The sequence below is a fragment of the Rhodobacterales bacterium HKCCA1288 genome (assembly GCA_015693905.1).
Lineage (GTDB): Bacteria > Pseudomonadota > Alphaproteobacteria > Rhodobacterales > Rhodobacteraceae > M30B80.
This window is the reverse complement of record CP065161.1, coordinates 2,166,824-2,190,531: the sequence shown is the minus strand read 5'-3', so window position 1 is coordinate 2,190,531 and position 23,708 is coordinate 2,166,824. Positions and strand designations below refer to the sequence as shown.

Annotated in this window: 23 protein-coding genes and 1 tRNA gene; 12 read left to right on the top strand and 12 right to left on the bottom strand. The window is 56.3% G+C overall.

Annotated features, from left to right (window positions below; genetic code table 11):
• Positions 1–32: 32 nt before the first annotated feature.
• Positions 33–1,472: an FAD-binding protein gene (locus I3V23_10780; GenBank protein ID QPI85050.1), complete on the bottom strand. Its 1,440-nt coding sequence runs from the start codon at positions 1,470–1,472 to the stop codon at positions 33–35.
• Positions 1,473–1,594: 122 nt separating this feature from the next.
• Here I3V23_10780 and I3V23_10775 point away from each other — a divergent pair, with 122 nt between their 5' ends.
• Positions 1,595–2,005: a CopD family protein gene (locus tag I3V23_10775; GenBank protein ID QPI85049.1), complete on the top strand. Its 411-nt coding sequence runs from the start codon at positions 1,595–1,597 to the stop codon at positions 2,003–2,005.
• On the opposite strand, the gene I3V23_10770 is transcribed toward I3V23_10775, so the two are convergent.
• From I3V23_10770 to I3V23_10755, 4 genes are read right to left on the bottom strand one after another with little or no spacing between them, the layout of a single operon-like run.
• Positions 1,992–4,082 (bottom strand): hypothetical protein, encoded by a 2,091-nt coding sequence (locus I3V23_10770; protein QPI85048.1) that lies wholly within the window; start codon positions 4,080–4,082, stop codon positions 1,992–1,994. The genes I3V23_10775 and I3V23_10770 overlap by 14 nt on opposite strands.
• Before the next feature lie 3 nt (positions 4,083–4,085).
• Positions 4,086–6,881 (bottom strand): DUF4159 domain-containing protein, encoded by a 2,796-nt coding sequence (locus tag I3V23_10765; protein ID QPI85047.1) that lies wholly within the window; start codon positions 6,879–6,881, stop codon positions 4,086–4,088.
• Positions 6,878–7,774 (bottom strand): DUF58 domain-containing protein, encoded by an 897-nt coding sequence (locus tag I3V23_10760; GenBank protein QPI85046.1) that lies wholly within the window; start codon positions 7,772–7,774, stop codon positions 6,878–6,880. Before I3V23_10760 ends, I3V23_10765 begins: the two co-directional genes overlap by 4 nt.
• Entirely contained in the window at positions 7,775–8,776 is a 1,002-nt protein-coding gene (locus tag I3V23_10755) for a MoxR family ATPase (GenBank protein QPI85045.1), read from the bottom strand. It lies immediately after the preceding gene.
• 76 nt (positions 8,777–8,852) lie between these two features.
• Between I3V23_10755 and I3V23_10750 the strand changes: the two genes are divergently transcribed.
• Positions 8,853–9,455, top strand: coding sequence for a DUF1285 domain-containing protein (locus tag I3V23_10750; GenBank protein QPI85044.1), 603 nt, complete (start codon positions 8,853–8,855; stop codon positions 9,453–9,455).
• 86 nt (positions 9,456–9,541) lie between these two features.
• Here I3V23_10750 and I3V23_10745 read toward each other — a convergent pair.
• Positions 9,542–9,618, bottom strand: a tRNA-Arg gene (locus I3V23_10745).
• Positions 9,619–9,665: 47 nt separating this feature from the next.
• Complete coding sequence (locus I3V23_10740; protein QPI85043.1) at positions 9,666–11,057, bottom strand: HAMP domain-containing histidine kinase; 1,392 nt, start codon at positions 11,055–11,057, stop codon at positions 9,666–9,668.
• 243 nt (positions 11,058–11,300) lie between these two features.
• Here I3V23_10740 and rpmH point away from each other — a divergent pair, with 243 nt between their 5' ends.
• The 3 genes from rpmH to yidD all read left to right on the top strand — a co-directional run bounded on the left by rpmH (position 11,301) and on the right by yidD (position 12,142).
• Positions 11,301–11,438 (top strand): 50S ribosomal protein L34, encoded by a 138-nt coding sequence (rpmH, locus tag I3V23_10735; GenBank protein ID QPI85042.1) that lies wholly within the window; start codon positions 11,301–11,303, stop codon positions 11,436–11,438.
• Positions 11,439–11,533: 95 nt separating this feature from the next.
• Positions 11,534–11,893 (top strand): ribonuclease P protein component, encoded by a 360-nt coding sequence (gene rnpA / locus I3V23_10730; GenBank protein ID QPI85041.1) that lies wholly within the window; start codon positions 11,534–11,536, stop codon positions 11,891–11,893.
• On the top strand, positions 11,894–12,142 hold the full coding sequence (gene yidD / locus I3V23_10725) for a membrane protein insertion efficiency factor YidD (protein QPI85040.1): 249 nt from the start codon (positions 11,894–11,896) through the stop codon (positions 12,140–12,142). It abuts the gene before it with no gap.
• Here the strand turns inward: yidD and I3V23_10720 are convergent.
• Positions 12,124–12,648: a DUF3833 domain-containing protein gene (locus tag I3V23_10720; GenBank protein QPI85039.1), complete on the bottom strand. Its 525-nt coding sequence runs from the start codon at positions 12,646–12,648 to the stop codon at positions 12,124–12,126. The two genes, yidD and I3V23_10720, sit on opposite strands and share 19 nt — an antisense overlap.
• A gap of 129 nt (positions 12,649–12,777) precedes the next feature.
• Between I3V23_10720 and ttcA the strand changes: the two genes are divergently transcribed.
• The 7 genes from ttcA (at position 12,778) to I3V23_10685 (ending at position 19,097) form a co-directional block, all read left to right on the top strand.
• Positions 12,778–13,623 (top strand): tRNA 2-thiocytidine(32) synthetase TtcA, encoded by an 846-nt coding sequence (ttcA, locus tag I3V23_10715; protein ID QPI86794.1) that lies wholly within the window; start codon positions 12,778–12,780, stop codon positions 13,621–13,623.
• 105 nt (positions 13,624–13,728) lie between these two features.
• Complete coding sequence (yidC, locus tag I3V23_10710; GenBank protein ID QPI85038.1) at positions 13,729–15,552, top strand: membrane protein insertase YidC; 1,824 nt, start codon at positions 13,729–13,731, stop codon at positions 15,550–15,552.
• On the top strand, positions 15,549–16,295 hold the full coding sequence (locus I3V23_10705; GenBank protein ID QPI85037.1) for an MOSC domain-containing protein: 747 nt from the start codon (positions 15,549–15,551) through the stop codon (positions 16,293–16,295). The genes yidC and I3V23_10705 overlap by 4 nt, the downstream gene beginning before the upstream one ends.
• Complete coding sequence (locus tag I3V23_10700) at positions 16,292–16,948, top strand: YihA family ribosome biogenesis GTP-binding protein (protein ID QPI85036.1); 657 nt, start codon at positions 16,292–16,294, stop codon at positions 16,946–16,948. Before I3V23_10705 ends, I3V23_10700 begins: the two co-directional genes overlap by 4 nt.
• 90 nt (positions 16,949–17,038) lie before the next feature.
• Positions 17,039–17,902 carry an acetylglutamate kinase gene (argB, locus tag I3V23_10695; protein QPI85035.1) on the top strand — a complete coding sequence of 288 codons (864 nt, stop codon included), beginning with the start codon at positions 17,039–17,041 and terminating at the stop codon, positions 17,900–17,902.
• 89 nt (positions 17,903–17,991) lie between these two features.
• The gene (locus tag I3V23_10690) at positions 17,992–18,594 is read left to right on the top strand and encodes a ferredoxin (protein QPI86793.1); all 603 of its coding nucleotides are present in this window, start codon (positions 17,992–17,994) and stop codon (positions 18,592–18,594) included.
• Positions 18,591–19,097, top strand: a complete 507-nt coding sequence (locus I3V23_10685) for a histidine phosphatase family protein (protein QPI85034.1) — start codon at positions 18,591–18,593, stop codon at positions 19,095–19,097. Before I3V23_10690 ends, I3V23_10685 begins: the two co-directional genes overlap by 4 nt.
• A 6-nt stretch (positions 19,098–19,103) precedes the next feature.
• On the opposite strand, the gene I3V23_10680 is transcribed toward I3V23_10685, so the two are convergent.
• The 4 genes from I3V23_10680 to I3V23_10665 form a co-directional block, all read right to left on the bottom strand.
• Positions 19,104–19,853, bottom strand: coding sequence for an amino acid ABC transporter ATP-binding protein (locus tag I3V23_10680; protein QPI86792.1), 750 nt, complete (start codon positions 19,851–19,853; stop codon positions 19,104–19,106).
• 63 nt (positions 19,854–19,916) lie between these two features.
• Positions 19,917–21,233, bottom strand: a complete 1,317-nt coding sequence (locus I3V23_10675; GenBank protein QPI85033.1) for an amino acid ABC transporter permease — start codon at positions 21,231–21,233, stop codon at positions 19,917–19,919.
• A 1-nt stretch (position 21,234) separates the two neighbouring features.
• Positions 21,235–22,449 carry an ABC transporter permease subunit gene (locus tag I3V23_10670; GenBank protein QPI85032.1) on the bottom strand — a complete coding sequence of 405 codons (1,215 nt, stop codon included), beginning with the start codon at positions 22,447–22,449 and terminating at the stop codon, positions 21,235–21,237.
• Between the two features lie 135 nt (positions 22,450–22,584).
• Entirely contained in the window at positions 22,585–23,604 is a 1,020-nt protein-coding gene (locus tag I3V23_10665) for an amino acid ABC transporter substrate-binding protein (GenBank protein ID QPI85031.1), read from the bottom strand.
• Between the last annotated feature and the right edge of the window lie 104 nt (positions 23,605–23,708).

Here is a 23,708-nt window from a genome sequence, read left to right as displayed (position 1 = left end):
CCCAAGAGCGAGATCGGGGGATGAAATTTCGCTTAGGCAGCGTGATCGCGGCGGGATTCAGTGACCGAAAGCGGAAACACCTTTGCAGGGTTCAAGAGCCATTTGGGGTCGAACACATCCTTCACCCAAAGCTGCGCCTCGAGGTCTGTTGGGGTATACTGCGTCAGCATTAAATCACGCTTTTCAATGCCCACCCCATGTTCGCCCGTCAGACAACCGCCCACCTCAACACAGAGCTTGAGGATATCCGCGCCAAAAGCCTCGCACAGTTCCAGATCGCCTGGTTTGTTGGCATCAAACAGGATCAACGGGTGCATATTGCCATCCCCTGCATGAAAGACATTGGCAACACCAAGTCCGTATTCCTTGCTCATCTCGCCGATGCGGCGCAGAACGTAAGGCAAGCTTGAGACGGGGATCGTGCCGTCAAGGCACATATAATCATTGATCTGACCCATCGCACCGAAGGCGGATTTTCGGCCCAACCAAATGCGTGCAGCCTGATCGGCATCTGCCGCCTCGCGCAATTCCACGGGATTGTGGCGCTTGGCAATGTCGAGGATCACATCAAGTTGTTCGCGGATTTCCGCTTCAGATCCTTCAACCTCGACAATCAACAAGGCCTCGCACATCGGGTAGCCCGCCTTGGCAAAGGCCTCGGTCGCCTCGATACAGGGTCGATCCATGAATTCGATTGCCACAGGCAGAACGCCCGCCTTGATAATATCCGAGACGCATTCCCCTGCGACCTCATTGCTGTCGAATCCCATCAATACGGGGCGCGCACCTTCGGGTTTGCGGAGGATACGCAAAGTGGCCTCCGTGACTACGCCAAGCTGTCCTTCGCTGCCGCAAATCACGCCCAAAAGATCAAGGCCGCCCGCATCCAAATGCGCGCCACCAATCTCAACGACTGTGCCATCCATCATCACCATCGTGACGCCCAATAAGTTATTGGTCGTCACCCCATATTTCAGGCAATGCGCACCGCCAGAATTCATTCCGATATTCCCCGCAATCGCGCAGGCCAATTGGCTTGATGGATCGGGGGCGTAGAAAAAATCATTCGCCTCAACAGCGCCCGTCACGCTGAGATTGGTGCGCCCTGTCTGCACACGGATGAATCGATTATCGTAATCGGTTTCCAACACCTGTGTCAGGCGCGCCACCCCCAAAATGACGCTATCGGCCGTAGGCAAGGCCCCGCCCGCAAGCGAGGTGCCAGAACCACGCGGAACAACGGGCACACACTCCTCGTGGCAAATGCGCAGCACCTCAGAGACTTCAGCCGTGGACTGGGGCAACACCGCCGCCAAAGGCGGGCAGCGATAGGCCGTCAAAGCGTCACATTCATAGGCCCGCGTTTCATGCGGATCATCAATAACCGCATCATGGGGCAGCACATCGCGCAACCGCGAAATGATCCGCGTGCGCTTGGCCAAAATGGCGGGGTTTGGTTTTGGCATTTCCATAATCAGCCCTCCCTGCGGTATTGGTAAGATTTCTAGACCAATTTGAAGGATTGCGCAAGCAAAAGCCATGCGCGACCGAATTGCCCATAGACGAGACATAACAAAACAGGCAGCAAGGCAGCATGGATTGGGTCAAAGTCATACATATTCTTTGCGTCATGGGCTGGATGACAGGTATTTTTGCCGTCCCCCGCGCCATTATCTTTTGGAAACGGGAATATGCGCGGCTTGGTGAATTTGGCCCAACAGGCGATCTGACGATTCGTATTTACCGCTTTTCGCTAGGGCTTGGTGTCATTGCGATTGCCACTGGGCTATGGCTTGGGTGGTTTTGGAATTTCGCGCCTTGGGTCTGGGTGAAACTGGGCCTCGTCAGTCTGCTTGGCGTGCATTACGCGTGGACGGGTCGCTTGATCCTGCGCGCCCTAAAGGGCGAATTCCGCGAAAGCGATTTTTACCTGCGGGTCTTTAACGAGGTCAGCGTGTTTGGCGCCATCGCCGTTTTGATCGTGGTGGTCTTCAAGCCCTTCTAAAGCGCCCTTCGCGCAGCCATGCGGCGGCAAGCGCAGCCAAACCTGCGATCAGATACACCCAAACAGGAACAAGCGGTCGGGCGCGCACATCCTCAGTGACAAAGGCGTCACGGGTATAAATCCCCATCCAACCGCGCCCCACTGCACCGCGCCCTTCGGGCACAAGACGCAGATCAGGCAGAGCATCGCGGAGGAAAAACACCGCCCCGCCCGTTGCCTCTAGGTGAGGACGAAGAAGATCGCCTGTCGCTATAACCTCGTTAAATTCGCGCGGGTTGGCAGGGCCAATGCCCACAACGATATCTGACAAATCTGCCGCATTTGGATCGCTTACGCGGTAAAGCCCATCTTCGGGGGCAAGATAGCTGCCTTCAAACATGCCTTCGGCCGCCTCACGCAATGGCACGGTGATGTCTTCCCCATCTGGCGCTGTCACAATGACTGAGGCAACACCCGCCCCCATAGTTTGACGGGTAATGCGCATCTCGCGACCATCGGCTTCGGCGCTTAGCGCCTCCTCCTCAAGATCTGGCTCTTTCATCATCCAATGGGCCAGACGGCGCAAAAGCTCTAATTGTGGGCCGCCGCCCTCGTATCCCCGATCCCACAGCCATGCATGATCCGAGGCCAAGAGCGCGACACGGCCCTCACCCACGCGATCAAGGATCAAAAGCGGCGCATCACCTACCCCCTCAAGCACGACATCGCCCGCATTTGGGGCAACCTCAACTTGCCGGAACCACCGCCCCCATGGCTGATCTGATCCTGCAATGGGTAAATGCGCCGCCTCAAGACCCCGCGTCACAGGGTGACGCGCACCAAGGCGGGAAAGATGCGGCACATATGGTTCTTCAAACACGCGCGCGGTCGGTTCGGCGGGCAAAATATCGGCCAAAGGTGAGCGATACAGCGACCCTGCCCCCGCAAAATCTGGGCCTGCCGCCACCAAAACCGCGCCGCCATCGCGGACATAGCGCGCCACATTTTCAAGATAGATCAGGGGCAATATCCCGCGCCGTTGATACCGATCAAAGATGATCAAATCGAAATCATCAATTTGATCCATGAACAGCTCACGCGTGGGAAAGGCAATCAAGGACAATTCCGACACAGGAACATTGTCGCGCTTTTCAGGGGGGCGCAGAATGGTAAAATGCACCAAATCCACCGCAGGGTCAGATTTCAACAAATTGCGCCATGTCCGTTGGCCCATATGTGGCTCGCCTGAGACAAGCAACACCGACAAACGATCTCGCACCCCATTGACCTGCGCATAAGCGACATTGTTGCGCGGGGTTAATTCCCCCGCCTGCACAGGCACCTCAAAGCGCACAACGTTCCGCCCTGCATGGGCGAGGTTCAATGTTAATTCGAGCGGCTGCCCAACGGGCACAAAGGCGCGTTGTGGCTCGTTCCCGTCAATCGAATAAATCACCTCGGTCTGGCGCGCATCCACCCCATCAGGGAGGGGGCCGAAATCACTGACACGCAATGCGATTTTTACATCTTCGCCCAAAATGCCATAGGCGGGGGCCGTTTCAATTTGAAGGGCGCGATCCCAATCATCTGCCTGCCCCGTGATCAGCGCGTGAACGGGGCCAATCCCTGTGGGCATTGCGTCCAGATCATGTACTTGCCCATCTGTCAGCAAAAATGCGCCAGCAATGCGCTCTTGGGGCAATTCCGCGGCAAGCCCGCTTAAGGCAGACAAAAGCTGCGTCCCTTGATTGCCATCCGCATCGGCCACATAGCGCAGTTCAACCTCGACCCCTTTTGTCTCTAATTCTGCGACAAGGGCGACAAGCGCGGCTTCGGTTTGGGCGGGGCGATCAGCCAAGCTTTGCGATGCCGATTGATCCACCACCACGAGGGCGATATCGGCCAGAGGGGCGCGGGTTTCCTCCTGCCAGATTGGGCGCATCAGCGCCACAAGTGCAACCATCGCCGCAAGGGCACGATAGGGCCACCCGCGCAGGCCGCGCAGTGCAGCATAGCCCGTGATCACCAACAACACAGCCGCCACAACAGCCACGACCATGGGAGGGAGATAAGGATCGAATAGGATCATCATACCCATCCCTTAATTCCCCAATCTTTGCAGCAAGGCTGGCACATGGACTTGGTCGGATTTGTAATTTCCTGACAAGACATGCATCACAAGATTGACCCCAAACCGCAGCGCAATTTCGCGTTGCCGTTCACCGGCATATCCGCGCCCAATGGGCAAGAGTGGGCGACCTGCCCCATCAACCGCCCATGCCGCAGCCCAGTCATTGCCACCAATAATGACGGGGCTCACCCCATCGTTGAGCGCGCGAAAGGGCATACCCTCGGCAGGGTCAGGTTCGGGTGGGGCCGCCTCGACCCAAATATCGCGCGATGTATAGCGCCCTGGGAAATCAGCCAATAAATAGAAGGCGCGGGTCAAAACATGATCCTCTGGGATTGGCGCGAGGGGCGGAATGTCCAAACCCTGCGCCAAATCCTGCAAACGGCGTGCAGCGGGCGTTGCGCCACCAATGCCACCAAGATCCCCATCTCTTGTATCGAAAACAATCATGCCCCCACCGCGCAAATAGGCATTGAGGCGCTGATAAACATCATCAGAAGGGCGGTTTTGACTTTCTGTCACGGGCCAATATAGGAGCGGGAAAAACGCCAACTCATCGCGCGTCAAATCCACGCCTACGGGTGGGCTCGGCTCAATCGTGGTGCGCGCCCAAAGCGTATCGGACAAACCCTGAAGCCCTGCGCGCGAAATCTCGTCCACCGCATCATCGCCGGTAAGGACATAAGCCAAGCGCAAATCTTCGGTAGCCATCAAGCCAAACATGTCTTCGGGCGTTAGGGTTTGCGCGTCACTGGGTGCGAAGGGTGCAATCAAGACCACCACAAAAAGCGCGGCTTTGGCCCGCACAGGCAGCCGCCCCGTAACAGCCAAGCTGCCAATCATATCTGCGGCAAGCGCAATCAGCGCCAACAGGAACAACCAAGGCGCAAGGGGCGTTGGTGGGGCGCCCAGCCCCCGTATGACCGACACATTTTCAGGCCAATCTGCCACGGTCAGATCCTGCGCAGATTTAATCACATTTAGCGCCACGCGACCCGTAGTGGTCTGATACAGGCCTGGCGGCATATCGGCCGATAGCGCCCCGCTTTGCAAATCTTCACCTGCAACTGTGATTTCGCCCTGCGAATCATAAAGCGCACCAAACCCGTCCAACACTTGCGCGGAAACAAAGCTAAGCCCTGTGTAATCTTTGCCCTCGGCGCTGATCGGGCGGGTAGAGACAGAGAGCCGTTCCAACATCTGCACAAACAGACCCGACAGAGGCAGGTTTGACCATTCTGCATTAGCGGTCACATGGAACAAGACGACACGCCCTGCGCCCCGTGTCATTTGCGTGACCAATGGCGTGCCATCTTCCAAGGCGGCCAAACTGCGCGCCGCCAAATCTGGGCCTGGCTGCGCCAAAACCTGTTGGCTGACCGTAACCTCATCAGGAATGGCAAGGCCAAAAAAGGGGGATGTCTCTGGGAAAGGGTCAAGCTTGCGCGGATCGGCCCATGACATCGCCCCGCCCAAAGCACGCCCACCTTGGCGCAGTTGCACGGGCATCAGTGCATCGGCTTGCATCTCAGCGGGTGACAATGCGGCCATTCGTGGCCCAGCAAAGCGCAGTAACAGACCGCCTTGTTCCACCCATGCCGTCAAATCGGATTGTTCTGTTTCAGGCAAACGGGTCACATCAACCAAAATGATCACATCGGGGTTTGCGGGCAAAATCTCGGCCAAACCGCCCTCGATAAGATCGACATTCGGGGCCAGCGCCTCGCGCAGATAATGAAAGGGGGAAAGCAAGGCCTGCCCCTCCTGAGGAGCATTTGTCGCGACCAACCCGATCTCGCGCCGTGCGAGACTGTCATCAATCAATAAACGCGCAGCCGCCTGCGGCTGTCCCGCCACCTCAAAGCGGGTCAGGCGATTGCGCAATTCGGGCGGCAGGGTAAGGGCAAGGTTGGCCTCTACAGCCCCCTCTTCAAAGACCGCTTCAGCCTCAACCAACACGCGCGGCACGCCTGATGGATCGGGCCCAAACCCTTGCACGCGATAACGCGCCGTTGGCAACGCGGGCCATTCTGCGCGCAAGAGCCTGAGTGTGACACCAGCCCCGCCTTGCTCAAGCGGGGCAAGGGCGACCATTCGCAAAAGATTGTCACCCGTTTCGATCACGCGCAGCCGCGCCGCCCGCGCCGCCAAAAGCTCAGCTAAGCCCGCGCGTTCACTGCCATGCGCCAAGCCGTCCGAAAACCAAAGCCCGTCAAAGGGGATGGATTGCTCTGCGAACCAGTCTGACCATGCGGCATAATCGGGCGCGAAGGGTGCGGGACGCATCGCAGACAACCGCGTGATTTGCTCATCCCCAGAGGTCAGCAGCGCCTCAAGCGAAGCCTGAGGCTGCTCGGTCAGGCTAATGACGACAGCAGCACGCCCATCGCGGATGGCGGCGCGCAAATTCGCCTCGATGGCCTGTTGTTCTGCAGACCAATCAAGCGCGCTTGCCCAACCCCCATCGCGCAAAATCACCAAAGGGGCTTGTGGCGTTTCATCCCCCTCAGACGGAGGCGGGTTCACCACGGGGCCAGACAATGCCAAGATTAAAAACCCTGCCGCCATAAGGCGTAGCATCAACAGCCACCACGGGGTTTTGGCACTGTCATTTTCTTTATCGGTCAATCCCAGCAAAAAGATCAGCGCGGGGAAGTAAACGCGCCTTGGCTGCGGCGGCACAACGCGCAACAGCCACCAAAGGGCGGGCAACACCGCCAAAGCCGCCAAGACCCATGCCGCCGAAAATCCAAGCGCCCCAATCATTGCCGCGCCTCTGACAAAGCCTGATAGATAGACATCAACGCCACACTGGCAGGGTGGTCGGTTACATGAGTGAAGAAGGGCCATCCATGGCGCTGTGCCTCGGTCATCAGATTGGCACGATGGGCGTCTAACCGCGCTTGATACTCATGGCGCAATGCATCTGCCGCTTGCGTCTCGAACTCGGGCCCTGCGTGATGATCTTGGAACAAAACACGCCCCGCAAAAGGGAAGGCCATTTCAGCGGGATCCATAAGATGAAGAATGACCCCGCGCGCGCGCGCCTCGGTCGCCTTGCGCAGAACCATGGCCAATTCATCCGTCCCCCGCAGAAAATCGGACAGGATCACGATCTTTGCGCCTTTGGGTATGCTCTGCGCCATGACCGTGCCTGATTTTGGGGCAAGCAAATCGCGCGCCAAAGCTTCGCGCTGCGTGACCCCTGCACGCGGCGGGGTCTGGCTATTTAACCACCCGACCCGCTCACCCGCGCGCAACACCAATTCGGCCAAGGCCAACGCAATCACATCCGCGCGCATCCGTTTTTGCGCCATTGGATCAGAAAGAGAACTATACCGCATAGAGGCTGCAGGGTCAGACCATATCAGCAGGCTTTGCGCGGCCTGCCATTCGGTTTGGCGGGCGTAATATCCATCCCCTCGCCCCGACCTGCGCCAATCAATCGCTGTGGCGCTGTCCCCTGCTTGGACATGTCGATATTGCCAAAACTCATCCCCCCCGCCTGCGCGGCGGCGGCCATGATCCCCCAAATGCAGGCTGGACGCCAAATGCTCTGCCGCAACCAACAACGCGGGCAAACGTGCGGCATGGGCAGCCGCATCAGCGCGGAGGCGCATGAGATCGTTTGGATCACTATGCAAGGCGCGTGGGGGCATTTAGGCTGCGCGATTCAAAACAAGATCAATTTCGCGGGCTAAGAGAGCGGCCAGATCATGGCCTTCGGCCCGCGCAGCAAAACCAAGCGCCATGCGGTGGATCAAAACAGCGGGGGCCATAGCGCGAATATCCTCGACAGAAGGCGCATATCGCCCCTCCATCAACGCCCGTGCGCGCACCGAAACCATCAAGGCCTGCGCAGCACGCGGCCCCGCACCCCAAGCCAAATGCGCCGCGATCCGCGCGGGATCAGCCGCAGGGTCAGGGCGACATCCGCGCACCAGATCAAGGATCATGTCACAAATCCGATCCCCTACGGGCATGTGGCGCACCAAATTTTGTGCCGCAATCAAATCGGCTTCGGTAAAAACTTGGGCTGTTGCCGCCTCACTTGGGCCCGTTGTCGCAATCAATATGTCCCGCTCCGCCGCGCGATCAGGATAGGTCACATCAATGCGCAACAAAAAGCGATCAAGCTGCGCCTCAGGCAATGGATATGTGCCCTCTTGTTCAATCGGGTTCTGCGTGGCCAGAACCAAAAATGGGGCGGGCAATGGGCGTGCAGCACCTGCGATTGTGACCTCTCGCTCCTGCATCGCTTGCAGAAGGGCGCTTTGCGTGCGCGGGCTGGCGCGATTGATCTCATCGGCCATCAACAGCTGACAAAATACAGGCCCCTCCAAAAAGCGAAAGCTGCGCTGCCCATCGGGGCCTGTATCCAAAACTTCAGACCCTAGAATATCGGCGGGCATCAGGTCCGGGGTAAATTGCACCCGATTGGCACGCAGACCCATGACTTGGGCCATTGTGTCGACAAGCCGTGTTTTCCCCAAACCAGGCAACCCCATCAGCAGGGCATGGCCGTTTGACAACATCGCCGCCAGGGCCAAACTGACCACTTGATCTTGACCGATAATGCGTTTGGAAATTTCTGCCCGCGCCTGACCAAGCTGCGCACCAAGCCGATCAATCTCGGATGTCAGGTTTTCAAGCTCAGCCATAGAAATGCTCCGCATAATGATTATGTTGGGGTCGTAACCTGTTCGCTAGTAAATCTAACTATGGCGCCGACCACAAATGGCAAAAGCCCATAGGAGACAAAACATCGTGACCATGACGCCTGAATCCCTATTGGCCGCCGCGACCAATGCGCAAAAGCAAGGCAAACTGCCCCCTGTTGATCAATGGAACCCACCTTTTTGCGGCGATATCGACATGGAAATTCGGCGTGACGGGACATGGTTTTACAACGGCACCCCGATTGGGCGACCGCGCATGGTGCGCCTGTTTTCTACGATTCTGAAACGGGAGGGGGATAAATATTTCCTCGTGACCCCCGTAGAAAAGGTGGGGATCAGGGTCGAAGATGCCCCGTTCGTAGCGCAGGATTTTATCGTGACAGGCGAGGGCGCGGCGCAGGAGGTGCAATTCACGACCAATGTGGGCGACACCGTCAGCGCCAGCGCCCAAAGCCCCATTCGCCTCACCCGCAGCGCAGATGGGGAACCTTCGCCTTACGTTATGGTGCGCCGCGGCCTTGAGGCACTTATCGATCGCAAGAGCTTTTATCGGCTTGTCGATCTTGGTGTGGCGCATAACACGGGCGGCGCAGACTGGTTTGGCGTTTGGTCTTGCGGGACATTCTTTCCCTTTATTCCTGTCGCAGAACTCACAACCTAAGCCAAAGCTCTACTGGCGTCATGCCACTGAAACTCAAACGCAGAGGCGAGGCACCACGGACAAACAAATCTACAATGTAAGGGAAATGGCGCGCTGGGGAGGATTCGAACCCCCGACCCCTTGATTCGTAGTCAAGTACTCTATCCAACTGAGCTACCAGCGCGTGGAGGTGGCTCTTAACGCCCATGTCACCGCAGCGCAAGGGCGAATTCACCCCAAAGGTTGCGAGGGCAGCCAAATTCTAAATTCAGTGCCCTCAGAGGTACTGCATTCTAAAGTCAGCGCGCCCCCATGCCCGCGCACCAATTCCGCCGCTATGGCAAGTCCTAGACCCGAGCCACCTTTGCGCGCGCCGCCTTGGAAAGGTTTGAACAAATGTTCTAGCGCCTTTTCTGGCAGTCCCGGCCCCGTGTCGCGAATACGAATTTCCCACCCGTCTTCCTTTGGCGCAGCTTGAGCCGAGATACGGATCACGCCTGCGCCCCCTTGTGCTGCAATGGCCTGCCTTGCGTTACGGATAAGGTTACTCAACACGCGGAAAATCTGTTCAGCATCACAGCGCAGGGTCAAACCTGTTTCAACAGAGACATCGAATTCAATCGCCTCTGCATCTGGCCCCAACGATTCACTTTCCACCACATCGCGCAGGAGCCCCGCGGCATCCACCCGCGCCAAGGCAGGTGGTGGCTCTTGCGCACGGCCAAAGGCCAAGGTGCCTTCGCAAAGATTGACCGCCCGTGACAAAGATTGCAGCAACTTTGGTGCGGTGCGCTGCACGGCAGGATCATCGCTGCCCTCCAAACGATCTGCCATCAGACTGGCTGTGGTCAGGATATTTCGCAAATCATGGCTGATTTTGGCCACAGCCGCACCCATCTGCGCAAGATGATCCTTCTGCTTCAGGGCGGCGGTCAATTGGGTCTGCATCTTGTTCAAAGCGACCTCGGCATCCCGCAACTCATGCAAGCCCGCGCTTGGCGTTATGATGCGGCGGGCATCTTCGGGTGCATCCGCATAGGCGCGCACCTGCCCGACCACGCGGTTCATCGGTGTCACAAGGAAATACCGCACAGAGAAAAATAAAAGCGCCGCCGTGAAAGCAGAAATCACCGCCGACAGGGCAAGGATCCGCAGGCCAAACTCGACCATCGCGGCGCGTAAGGGGGCGCTGTGCATGGTCACCTCGATCTCAAGGCCCGCATCGCGCACAGGCGCGCCAATCACGCGGATTGTGCGATCCGTTTGATCCCAAAGCTGCATCATGGCATCGCGGATCAAACCCAAGGATGGAGGATTGCGCAGATCATAGGTGGTGGCCACAGGTGGGATTTGCGGCGCAGCGAGCACCAGTTCCCGCACCGCGTCCCGCCGCAACACAACGTTTAAAACATCTGCATTGCGCAGCAATTCATCCTCAAGCGCAGGATCAACCATCCCATCATTCGCCAAAAGGGCCAGTGACGCAATTTGCGCCCTCTCAAGGCGCGACAAAAGATAACCCTCACGGAATCGGGCCACCGATGGCACGAAGATCAAAACCTCTGCCAACATTACAAAGCACAGGGTCAAAATCAAAAATCGTCCCGAGAGTGTGTTAAACACGAAACCTTCCCCGCATACCCTCAGCCACATAGATAGTTGTTTTATTGTGGAATTGTAACGCCCCGCGCATATGTTGCGCGATTCTATGCCCATCACAATAAACTTGAGTTAGGTTGCATTTTACCGCGCGCATTTATTGACACGCCGCTTTGCTTTGCGTATGCCGCAGGCCTTATACGGATTCTTTTGGTCGTGTGACTTGCGCGCGTAGGCGCGCGCCGACCAGCAAACTGGAGCAAGCCGATGTCAAAACGGACTTTTCAGCCTTCAAACCTCGTGCGCAAGCGCCGTCATGGCTTCCGCGCACGCATGGCGACCAAAGCAGGCCGCAAGGTTTTGAACGCGCGCCGCGCGCGTGGCCGCAAATCTCTGAGCGCATAAGCGTTTCTCAGGCTTTGAGGGGCAACCCTCAACGCGCCCCTGCCGAGATTTCGTCAGGGGCTTTTTGCATTTGAACGCCAAATCGGGCTTGGATCATGGAAACCTTGCGCAAACGTGCCGATTTCTTACGGGCTGCCAAAGCGGCCCGTGCGCCTGCGCCTGCCTTCTTGCTTCAGGCGCGCAAGCGCGATGCGGCTGAGGGCGTGGATCCAAAGGTGATCCGCGTTGGCTATACCTGCTCTAAAAAGATCGGCAATGCGGTGGCGCGTAACCGCGCAAAGCGCCGCTTGCGTGAAATTGCGCGCGACACACTGGCCCTGCATGGGCAAGCGGGGTGGGACTATGTGTTGGTGGGCCGTCCCGAAGTCACCTTGTTGCATCCTTTTGCGCAAATGCAGGTAGAGTTGGCCGCAGCCTTATCCCGCATCCACGCGCCGCGAAAGCGGGGGGCGTAGATGCGCATATTGGCATGGATCTTATCTTTGCCCATTCGGGCTTATCGGCTGATTTTCAGCCCATGGGTAGGGTTTAACTGCCGCTATCAGCCAACCTGCAGCGCCTATGCGCTTGAGGCGCTTGAGCGACATGGGCCGATCAAAGGCAGCTATCTTTTGCTGCGCCGCATTGGACGCTGCCACCCTCTTGGCGGATCAGGTTACGACCCAGTGCCACCCAAGGGCGGAGATCAAACCCGTTCGAAATAAATGATGACCTCGCCGATGGTCACGCCAAAGCGCTTCATATAGGCACGGTTGAGCAATCGGTCATCACTCAAGAGCCACATCCAGTCATCAAAGCTGACCCGCAGGGTTTCACCTTGCCCCACTGGCAGGTCAATCGTGTAGGCCCAATTAAAGACATCTCCACGCTCCTCGCCCGTTGCGATGCCGATCACCCCGTCAGCCGTTCCTTGCCATCGTTGTTCATCCAGCTTTTCCAAGAGCCAAATACGCTGTTCGGTGCTGCCATCCTCATAAACGAAATCTTCGACCAAACGCAGGGTTTCTCCATCCCATGTCCCGTTGATCTTCACCTCGAAGCGGCGGCGCACCTCGCCCAAGACATCCTGAAACTGACCATAGGCCACAAGATCACCTTGAAAAAATTCTTCTAGGTTCAAGGCGCGGGTGCTGAGATTTGGATCATCAAGCGCAGGTTTGCCCGTGCAGGCCGCCAACATCAAAAGCGCCGCCAATGCCAATTTTTTCATGATGCCCCGTCCTTTTCTGCCTATTTTCGAAGCTAGCGCAAACGAGCAGAAAGCAAGTTTACTTGACGTTTCTGCCTTGCCTCGCCTATGGCAGGCACATCAAAACCGCGTGAAGATGAAGGCCGCACCATGTTGGACGATGCAGAGGATATCCACCCGCTCTTTCACGGCGCGCCCTCAAGCACCGAATTTAAAAAACTGCGCAAGCGGATCATCCGTGAAACTCGCGAGGCGATTGACCGCTACGGGATGATCGAGCGCGGCGCGAAATGGTTGGTCTGTCTGTCGGGTGGCAAAGACAGTTACACGCTTTTGGCAGCCTTGACCGAATTGCAGTGGCGCGGCGTGCTGCCCGTAGAGATTTTGGCCTGCAACTTAGATCAGGGCCAACCTGGATTTCCTGCAACGGTATTGCCAGAGTTTCTCACAAAGATGGGCGTGCCGCATCGGATTGAATATCAAGACACCTATTCAATTGTGATGGATAAAGTGCCGCAAGGCCGCACCTATTGCGCGCTGTGTTCACGATTGCGCCGTGGCAACTTATATCGCATTGCCCGCGAAGAAGGGTGTTCAGCCGTTGTTTTGGGCCACCACCGCGATGACATTCTGGAAACATTTTTCCTCAATCTGTTTCACGGCGGCAAACTGGCCTCAATGCCACCCAAGCTTTTGAATGATGAAGGGGATCTTTTTGTCTATCGTCCGCTGGCCCATGTCAGCGAAGCGGATTGTGAAACCTTCGCCCGCGCGATGAACTATCCCATCATTCCCTGTGATCTGTGCGGATCGCAAGACGGGCTACAACGCCAAGCCATCAAACGCCTCTTGGATGAGTGGGAAGCCCGCGCACCTGGGCGGCGGCAAAAGATTTTCTCGGCCTTAATGAATGCGCGCCCATCGCATCTGCTTGACCCTGAATTATTTGATTTCATCGGCCTGACGCGGCGTGCCGAAAATACGGGACAAGACTAGGCCAGATTGGCGCAGTTCTCGCGATATTCGGCGCAAACCCCTTGACCTTTGCGCCGCTAGCCTATTGAACCCGACTGTCAATAAATCATAGGGCATAGCGCGATCATGGAAGATCAGAACAAGAACCTGATCCTGGCCACGGCCTTGAGCTTTCTCGTCATTTTGGTGTGGTTTCTTCTGTTTCCCCCTGAAGACCCACAGGTAACGCAAACGGACGCGGCAGTCGCATCCGATACGACCGCGCCCGCAGATGCCATTCTGCCGCCGAGCGCAGGGTCAAGCGACCCCGTTCTGATCGGTGCGGAAGAAACACGCGCCGTGGCTTTATCCTCCTCGGCACGCGTGGCGATTGAAACCGATGAATTGCTCGGCTCAATCTCACTCTTGGGCGGGCGGATTGATGACCTATCCCTGAAAAACTACCGTGAAACGATTGATGAAGACGCAAATATCGTGCGCCTTCTATCGCCAGTTGGCGGCCCGAATGCCTATTACGCCCTTTATGGATGGGCGCCCGGCGGCGCGCTTGATTTTGACCAAGTGCCTGGCCCCAACAGCGAATGGCGTTTGGTCGAGGGCGAAACCCTAACGACCACGACCCCCGTTACCCTTGAATGGGATAATGGCAACGGCCTGATTTTCAATCGCGTGATCTCAGTCGATGAGAATTTCATTTTCTCTGTGACGCAATCTGTGCGCAACACCACGGGCGCGCCTGTGCGCTTGGCCCCTTACGGTATCGTGGCCCGCCACGGCCTACCCGCAGATTTGCAGAATTTCTTCATCCTTCACGAAGGTGTTGTTCGTAAAGCAGACGGCACTTTGGACGAGATCGGTTATGAAAAAGTCACCGAATTCGATGTCATGCCCAGCGAAGGCGCGGCGGCAGAATTGGTGGATGTTGCCGAAAACGGCTGGATCGGTTTTACCGATAAATATTGGATGACCACCTTGATCCCCGGCGCGGGTCAGCCCTTTGTGGCCGCAACGCGCCACGTGGCGGGGGCGGACATCTATCAAACAGAAGCGCGGATGCCCGCAGTTGATGTTGCTGCTGGGGCAACGGCCGAAGTCACCACCATGCTCTTTGCAGGGGCGAAGGAATGGGAAACCATCCGCAACTATCAGGACGCAGGCGGGATTGATCGCTTTCTCGACTCGATTGACTGGGGTTGGTTCTATTTCATCACCAAGCCGATGTTCTGGCTGCTGCACAATCTGAATGTGATGATTGGCAATATGGGTCTTGCGATTATCGCCCTGACCTTCATCGTCAAGGCTGTCTTATTCCCGCTTGCCTATAAATCCTATGCCTCCATGGCGCGGATGAAAGAGCTTCAACCAGAGATGGAGAAGCTGAAAGAGCGCGCAGGTGATGACCGCGAAGCCATGCAAAAAGGCATGATGGAGCTGTATAAGAAGAACAAGGTGAACCCCGCTTCGGGCTGCTTGCCGATTTTGCTGCAAATCCCGATTTTCTTCTCGCTCTATAAGGTGATTTTCGTGACGCTAGAATTGCGCCACGCACCGTTCTTTGGCTGGATTCGGGATCTGTCAGCACCTGACACAACCTCGATCTTCAACCTGTTCGGCCTGTTCCCATGGCCAGCGCCAGAGCCAGGCACGATGCTTGCGCTGGTCTTTATCGGGGTTCTGCCCATCCTTTTGGGCATCTCGATGTGGTTGCAGCAAAAGCTGAATCCAGCGCCCACTGACCCAACACAGGCCGCGATTTTCGCGTGGCTGCCCTTTATCTTTATGTTCATGTTGGGCCATTTCGCGACAGGCTTGTTGATTTACTGGATCGTGAACAACACCCTGACCTTTGCGCAGCAATACACGATCATGCGTCACCAAGGGTATAAGCCCGATCTGTTTGGCAATATCCGCGCAAGTTTCAAACGCGGCGGCGCAAAGAACGCTAAGTGAGCATCACACTCGACCAAATATGGCGACACCCGATTAAGGGTATTGGCGCAGAACGTATTTCGGGGGCCTTTATGGCCCCCGATTGCGCTTTGCCGCTTGATCGCGCCTATGCGGTTATTGAAGCGGGGGCTGACCCCTTGCAGGGGCAATGGCAGCCCTGCCGAAATTTCCTGCGCGGCGCAAAGGCCCCTCAGCTTATGGCCATCACGGCTTGCTGTTTGGACAATGGCACAATCCGCCTGTCGCACCCTGATTTGCCCGATCACATATTCGACCCAAAAGGCGACCACAGCGATTTGATTGCATGGCTAGGGGCAATTTATCCGCCCGAACGACCCGCCCCGATGGCGGTGGTCACAGCGCCTAAATCAGGCATGACCGATGCGAATTTTGCCTCGATCTCAATTCTAAATCTTGCCTCACTGCGCGCCTTAGAGGCGCGGGCCGATATGCCACTGGATCCGCGCCGCTTTCGTGGGAATCTTTGGCTTGAGGGTCTAGCCCCTTGGGAAGAGCTTGACCTGATTGGGGCGACCCTCGTGATTGGCGAGGCCCGCCTAAAAATCGTAGAACCAATAACCCGTTGTCGTGCAACTGAAGCAAATCCTGACACAGGGGTAAGGGATGTGCCAACTCTGCAAATATTGCAAAGCGGTTGGGATCACAGCGAATTTGGCGTATACGCTGAAACCACCCAAGCGGGGCATATCGCCCAAGGGGATAAAGTGGAGATTATCTGGTGAGTGCAGCCCTGCCTTTCCCGCTGGCCGAAGATGCCGATGAGATCAGCCTTGAGAAGGGGCGGCTGCTGTTTGCGCGCGGTGCAGATTTTGTCAAAGGCGTTGTTGCCATGGATGGCCTGCCCCCAGCAGATCGGCTTGAAATATGCTTTGCTGGGCGCTCGAATGTTGGGAAATCTTCGCTGATCAATGCGCTGACTGGGCGTAAAAACTTGGCACGGGCCTCAAACACACCCGGACGGACACAAGAGATCAACTTCTTCACACTTGGCGAGAGCCATTATGTGGTCGACTTGCCGGGCTATGGCTATGCAGAAGCGCCTGTTGCGGTGGTCGAGAAATGGCAGAAATTGCTCAAAGCCTATCTGTCAGGCCGCGTCTCATTGCGCCGCGCTTTCGTGCTTATCGACACACGGCATGGGATCAAGGCGGTTGATGACGAGATCATGACCCTGCTTGATCAATCAGCTGTGACCTTTCAGGTCGTGATGACCAAAGCCGACAAGGTAAAAGAAGCTGAACGCGATAAGATTTTGGCCCAAGTGCGCAAGGCGCTGTCAAAACACCCTGCCGCCTATCCCGAGCTCTTGATGACCTCGTCAGAAAAAGGTTGGGGTATTGAAAACCTTCGGGCCTTGATCGCAGGGCTTGCTTGAGAACAGCCACCTTCACAGCCAAGCCTTCCTGCCTTATGGAAGTAATCGAGCGCGCCCAATATGGCGCGGGATCAGTTTGGAACGCCAAAGATGAAGAAGCAGACAGCCAAAATGCGTGATTTTCTCTCGACCGCCCGCACCTTGAACGAAGCCCTGCCTTACTTGCAGCGCTATCACGGGGCGATAGTGGTGATCAAATTGGGCGGTCATGCGATGGGATCGGATGAGGGGATGGCCTCATTCGCGCGCGATGTGATGCTGATGCGCACTGTTGGGGTGAACCCTGTGGTGGTGCATGGCGGCGGGCCAATGATCAATGAGATGCTTGAAAAGCTTGGCGTGACTTCCACCTTCACGCGCGGCAAGCGGGTCACGGATGCCGCCACGATGGATGTTGTGGAAATGGTTCTATCGGGTCAGGTCAATAAGCGGATCGTGCAGGCGATCAACGCCGAAGGCGGGCGCGCAGTTGGTCTGTCGGGCAAAGATGCCTCGATGATCACCTGCACAATGGCCGACCCCGAACTTGGCTTTGTCGGCGAACCCAGCGAGGTAGACACGACCCTTCTCCGGCAACTCTTTGAGGCCGAGATGATCCCTGTGATTGCCCCCATTGGTGCAGATCGTGATGGTCACAGCTATAATATCAATGGCGACACGGCAGCGGGGGCTATTGCCGCCGCCCTGAAGGCAGATCGCCTGCTGCTTTTGACTGATGTGTCGGGCGTCAAAAATGCCGATGGCGAAGTGGTAACCGAATTGAGCGCCGCCGATGTTGAGGCCATGACCGAAAGCGGGGTCATCGCAGGCGGAATGATCCCCAAAACCGAAACGGCCCTGTCAGCCGTGCGCGCAGGCGTGCGCGCCGCCGTTATTTTGGACGGGCGCGCGCCCAATGCCTGCCTTTTGGAATTGTTCACGGATCACGGGGCAGGATCAATCATCCGCGCTTAGTTTCGCTTGCGCAGCGCAGAGCAATCAGCGCAGGCTAAAGAATGAACCTAACCGACCTTTCACAAGGCGCGCATGCGCGGCACCTTCGCATTTTGGGGCATTTTGCCCCAGAGGACAGTCACGGCCTAGGCCCTGAGGTAAAAACCGTGGTGCTTTTGGGGCCAGATGAGCCTCGCTTTTGGTCTGCGTTTGAAGACAGCTCCGAATATCGTGATGGCGCCCCTGACCCGATGGATCGCTGGTCTGCGCGGGTCATCGGTGACTGGGCCCGCGAGATTGGGGGGGAAGCCTATTTTCCCTTTGGTGGCCCACCCTATGCACCATTTTACCAATGGGCTTTGGCGACAGGTGCGGTATGGCCTAGCCCAATAAGGTTGCTCATCCATGCGCAATCGGGATTGTTTGTTTCCTTTCGCGGCGCACTTGGCTTGCCCTATGCAATGCCTCAAGCGCCTGCCCAAGACCGCCCATGCGACAGCTGCACGCACCAACCCTGCCGCAGCGCATGCCCTGTCGCAGCCTTTGACGGATCGGGCTATGATACGATCCGATGCCACGACCATCTGAACACAATGGCGGGGGCAGATTGCATGACCAAGGGCTGCAGGGCGCGGCGCGCCTGCCCGATCTCACAAAACTTTGGACGCGTTGAGGCGCAATCACATTTCCACATGCGGAGCTTTCACCCATGACCCTGACGTTGATCTTAATCCGCCATGCAAAATCAGATTGGGGCGATGCAGGGTTGGATGACCATGACCGCCCCCTCAATGCCCGCGGAATAGAGGATGCACCGCGCGTTGGAACATGGCTTGAGGCGCAGGGGTATAGGCCTGATCATGTGCTTTGCTCGACCGCAACCCGTGCTGTCGATACATGGGCAGCGATTTCCCGATGCCTCAGCGGTGCGGAAATCGAAGTTTCTTATACACGCGCGCTCTATCTCGCGATGCCGCCTGATATGCTGAATGTCATCAGGGCCAGTGAGGGCCACACATTGGCCGTCATCGGGCATAATCCTGGTATTGGGAGCTTAGCGCGCTCTCTGGTGGCGACACAGCCCCAACACGAGAAATTCACCCGCTACCCTACAGCCGCGACCTTGGTCGTGGACTTTAACGCAACATCTTGGGCCAACATAGAAATAGGCGCGGGGGTTGCCCGCGCCTTTATCACACCGCGTGACTTGCCCTAAGCGGGATCAGTGGCCCAAGATTTGGCTCAAGAACAGCTTGGTGCGGTCATTTTGCGGGTTGGTGAAGAACGGCTCAGGCTCGTTTTGCTCAACAATCTGGCCTGCATCCATAAAGATCACGCGATTGGCAACCTGACGGGCAAAGCCCATCTCATGGGTCACACAGAGCATGGTCATACCTTCTTCAGCCAATTGGATCATCGTATCCAAAACTTCCTTGATCATCTCAGGATCAAGTGCCGATGTCGGTTCGTCAAACAGCATGATACGCGGACGCATACAGAGGCTGCGCGCGATGGCCACACGCTGCTGCTGGCCCCCTGACAGCTGCCCTGGATATTTATGCGCTTGATCGGGGATTTTCACCTTCTCAAGGAAATACATTGCCGTTTCTTCGGCCTCTTTCTTGGGCGTCTTGCGCACCCAAATTGGGGCCAATGTGCAGTTTTCCAAAATGGTCAAATGCGGAAACAGGTTGAAATGCTGAAAGCACATCCCGACCTCGGAACGGATTTTGTCAATGTTCTTGAGGTCATTTGACAGCAATGTGCCATCCACAGTGATGGAGCCCTTTTGATGCTCCTCCAATGCATTGATGCAGCGGATCAGCGTAGATTTCCCCGAGCCAGATGGCCCACAGATGACGATACGTTCGCCGCGGTTCACAGTAAGGTTGATGTCCCGCAAAACATGGAACGAACCATACCATTTGTTCATATCGCGAATTTCAACCGCCACCTCATCGGTGACTTTCATCTGCGAACGGTTGATCTCACGATCTTGGATGGAGGGGGTGGCTTCACTCATATCGGCCTCTCCTTAATGACGATCTGTTGCGAGCTTGCGCTCAAGATATTGCGAATAGCGGGACATCGCGTAGCAAAACACAAAGAAGCAAAGCCCGATGAAGATGAACAATTCCCAGTAAATCCCGTTCCATTCGGTCGTGGCGCGGATTGCGTTAGACAGACCGATCGGGTCAAGCAGACCGATGAACACCACGAGAGTTGTGTCTTTGAACAAACCGATAAACGTGTTCACGATGCCCGGAATTGAGATTTTCAAAGCCTGAGGCAGGATGATCAAGCGCATGGATTGCCAGTAATCCAAGCCCAGACTATCTGCCCCCTCATATTGCCCACGAGGCAGGGCGGCCAAACCACCGCGCACAACCTCGGCCATATAGGCAGCGGCAAAGAGCGTGACCATGATAATCACGCGGAGCATCAGGTCAAAATTCGTTCCAGGCGGCAGGAAGTAGTTCAACAAAAGCGATGCCGTGAACAGCCACACAATCAACGGAACGCCGCGGATCACCTCAATAAAGATCACCGAGAATTTGTTGATGATGAACAAATCAGACTGACGCCCAAGCGCAAGCAAAATCCCAAGCGGCAAAGACAGAACAATGCCCGTGATCCCGATGATCAGCGCCAACATGAACCCGCCGAAATCCTTGGATTGGATATTTTCAATTCCAATGGGCAAGATGCCATCGGCCAGTCCCGTTAGTGGGGCAACCCCAAAGCGCCAATAGATCAGCGGCACAAGGATGCTCGCCACAACGCCTGCCAAAGCCCCGAATTGCCGTGTGATCTGGCCATAGGCCAACCATGCCAAAACAAAGCCCAGAGCCGTCAGGATTGGCCCCCAAATCGACCCGCCCCATAACAGCCAGTAGCAAATGAAGGGCGACACGGCCGAGAAGATCGCCAATTTGCGGCCACCAAAGTTGAACATCACAGGCGCAACGGCGATGAAGAACACAATCAAAGCCACAACAGGGCGCCAATATGCATCGGCGGGGTAGAACCCAAAGAGAAGTTGGTTCCAACGCTCGCTCAAGACGGCCCAACAGGCGACATTGCGACCATCGGCGTAAAGCGCATCACGCACCTCACGGCATTCACTCAGTGAATTTGCAGTCCAAATGCCATAGGCAAACCATTGGAAAACATGGCTGACCACCCAATAAATCGCGACCAAAGACAGGATTGTTAGGATTGTATTGAGCGGCCCAGAGAACAGGTTTTCACGCACCCATTTCACCACGCCCGCTTCCGAGACAGGCGGGGCCTGCTCGGGCAGCATCTCGGTGCGCACATAAGAAACGGAGCTATTCGCAGAATTTGCCATCTCAGCGCTCCTTCAACTTAACGGCGTTGTTGTAGACATTCATCACGCTCGAAATGATTAGGGATGTGACCAAGTAAAAGACGCCCAAGAGGAGCATCCCTTCAAGCTCGCGGCCTGTTTGGTTGATCGTGATCCCACCCAAGGTAGACCGCACATCCATATAACCCACAGCAATCGCCAAGGAGGAGTTCTTGGTCAGGTTCAGATATTGCGAAATCAGGGGTGGGATGATCACGCGCAAGGCCTGCGGCAGGATCACCAAATTCATCGTGCGGTTGGGGCGCAAGCCCAAGGCAAAGGCTGCTTCGGTTTGCCCGCGTGATACCGCCAAAATACCTGAGCGCACAATCTCTGCGATGAACGCACCCGTGTAGAGCGACAACGCAAACCACAAGGCAATCAGCGAGTTGCGCACCTGTAGGCCGCCCGTAAAGTTGAACCCACCCAATTCAGGCAACTGCAGCGTGACTGGCCCGCCCAGAATGAAGTAGAAAATAATTGAAGGCACAAAGAACAAAGCCGTAGAAATCCAGAACACAGGCAAGATTTGACCCGTTGCCTCTTGTTTTTTGCGCGCATAGCGGCGGAAAGCCCAAATCGCAAAGAGTGAAGCAAAAAACACCGCCACAAGCAGGGTTGAGCCCTCACCCCAAATCGGACGCGGGATAAAGATACCGCGATTTGTAATCGCGATACTGTCGAACAGGATCATGGACGCATCCCCGCCTTCGCGGAAATCGCGCGGCTGTGGGGTGGCTTCGGTCATGACGGCGAAGATCACAAGGATCCACAACAGCAACGGCACATTGCGGAACCCTTCCACATAAACCGTCATCAAACGCGCTACGATCCAGTTTTTCGAAAGACGCAAAACGCCTGCTATCACGCCAATTATCGTGGCAAGAATACAGCCCAGAAAGGCGACAAGCAGCGTGTTCAAGATCCCAATAATCGCAGCACGGCCATGGGTGCTGTCGTTGGAATATTCGATCAAGCGCTGGTTGATATCATAGCCCGCGCGCGACCCTAGAAAGCCAAAATCAAAATCTTTGCCAAGCGCGGACAGGTTTTGAACCGTGTTCCAGCCAAGCTGCCAAAGAAAAGCCATGATCATAATGAAAGCGAATACTTGGATCGTCATTGAGCGATAACGACGATCATAAATCAACTGACCCAAGCGGAAGGGTTCAGAACTTGGATCCGGTATCGAGGCCATGGCGGAATCCTGTCATTATATCAGCGTAAAAAAGTTTCAGTGCGGCACAAACGGGTCGCAACACTTTCAGCGTAATTTTGGATATTAGAATAGAAGAAGGGCGCGGGAATGCCGCGCCCAACTTCCGTTCAGACCTTAGCGGAATGGTGGGGAGTAGAGCAGGCCACCATCAGTCCACTGCGCGTTCAAGCCGCGTGCCAGACCGATTGGGGTGCTTTCGCCCAAGAAACGCTCAAAGATCTCGCCATAGTTACCACCAGCAGAGATCGCGTTAACCGCCCAGTTTGCCTCCAGACCAAGCATCGCGCCGAGGTCGCCCTCAGTGCCAAGAATACGGTTGATTTCTGGGTTCTGACCAGGTGCAGCAGCCAATTCAGCGATGTTTGCCGAAGTGATGCCCAGCTCTTCAGCTGCGATCAAAGCGTTCAAAGACCAGCGAACGATGTCGCCCCACTCGTTGTCGCCGTGGCGAACAAGCGGCCCGAGAGGCTCTTTGGAGATGATTTCAGGCAGAAGAACGTGGTCGCCTGGGTTCTCGAAGGTCGCGCGGGTTGCCGCAAGGCCAGACGCGTCTGTGGTGTAAACGTCACAGGCGTTTGCGAGATACTGCTGCTGTGCTTCCGCGTTTGTTTCGATAGGCACGGGCTCGTAGCTCATGTTGTTCGAAGCAAAGAAGTCAGCCAAGTTCAACTCGGTGGTTGTGCCAGTCTGGATACATACGGTTGCACCGTCCAACTCAAGCGCGGAAGACACGCCCAAGGATGCAGGAACCATAAAGCCCTGACCGTCATAGTAGTTCACGCCCACGAATTCGAACTTCAGATCAACGTCACGGCTGAAGGTCCATGTGGTGTTACGTGCCAACATATCAACTTCGCCAGAGGCCAACGCGGTGAAGCGGGTCTGACCAGTGGTTGGAACGAACTCAACCGCCATTGGGTCGCCGAATACGGCGGCTGCAACGGCACGGCATACCGCAACGTCAAAACCTTCCCAAACGCCGCTGGCATTTGGTTCTGCGAAGCCTGTGAGACCTGTGGTCACACCACAGTTCAGGCTGCCACGCGCTTTGACCTCATCAAGGGTCGACGCTTGGGACATACCCGCAGCCATACCAGCAACTGCCAGCGTAGCTAGGACTACAGATTTTTTCATGTTTACCTCTTCCTATTGGACCGCCCTTTTGGGCTGTTTCCTCAATGGCCGTAAGACCACCTTCATGTCAGTGGCCCGCAGAAGCGAGCCAATGCCGCTTAATT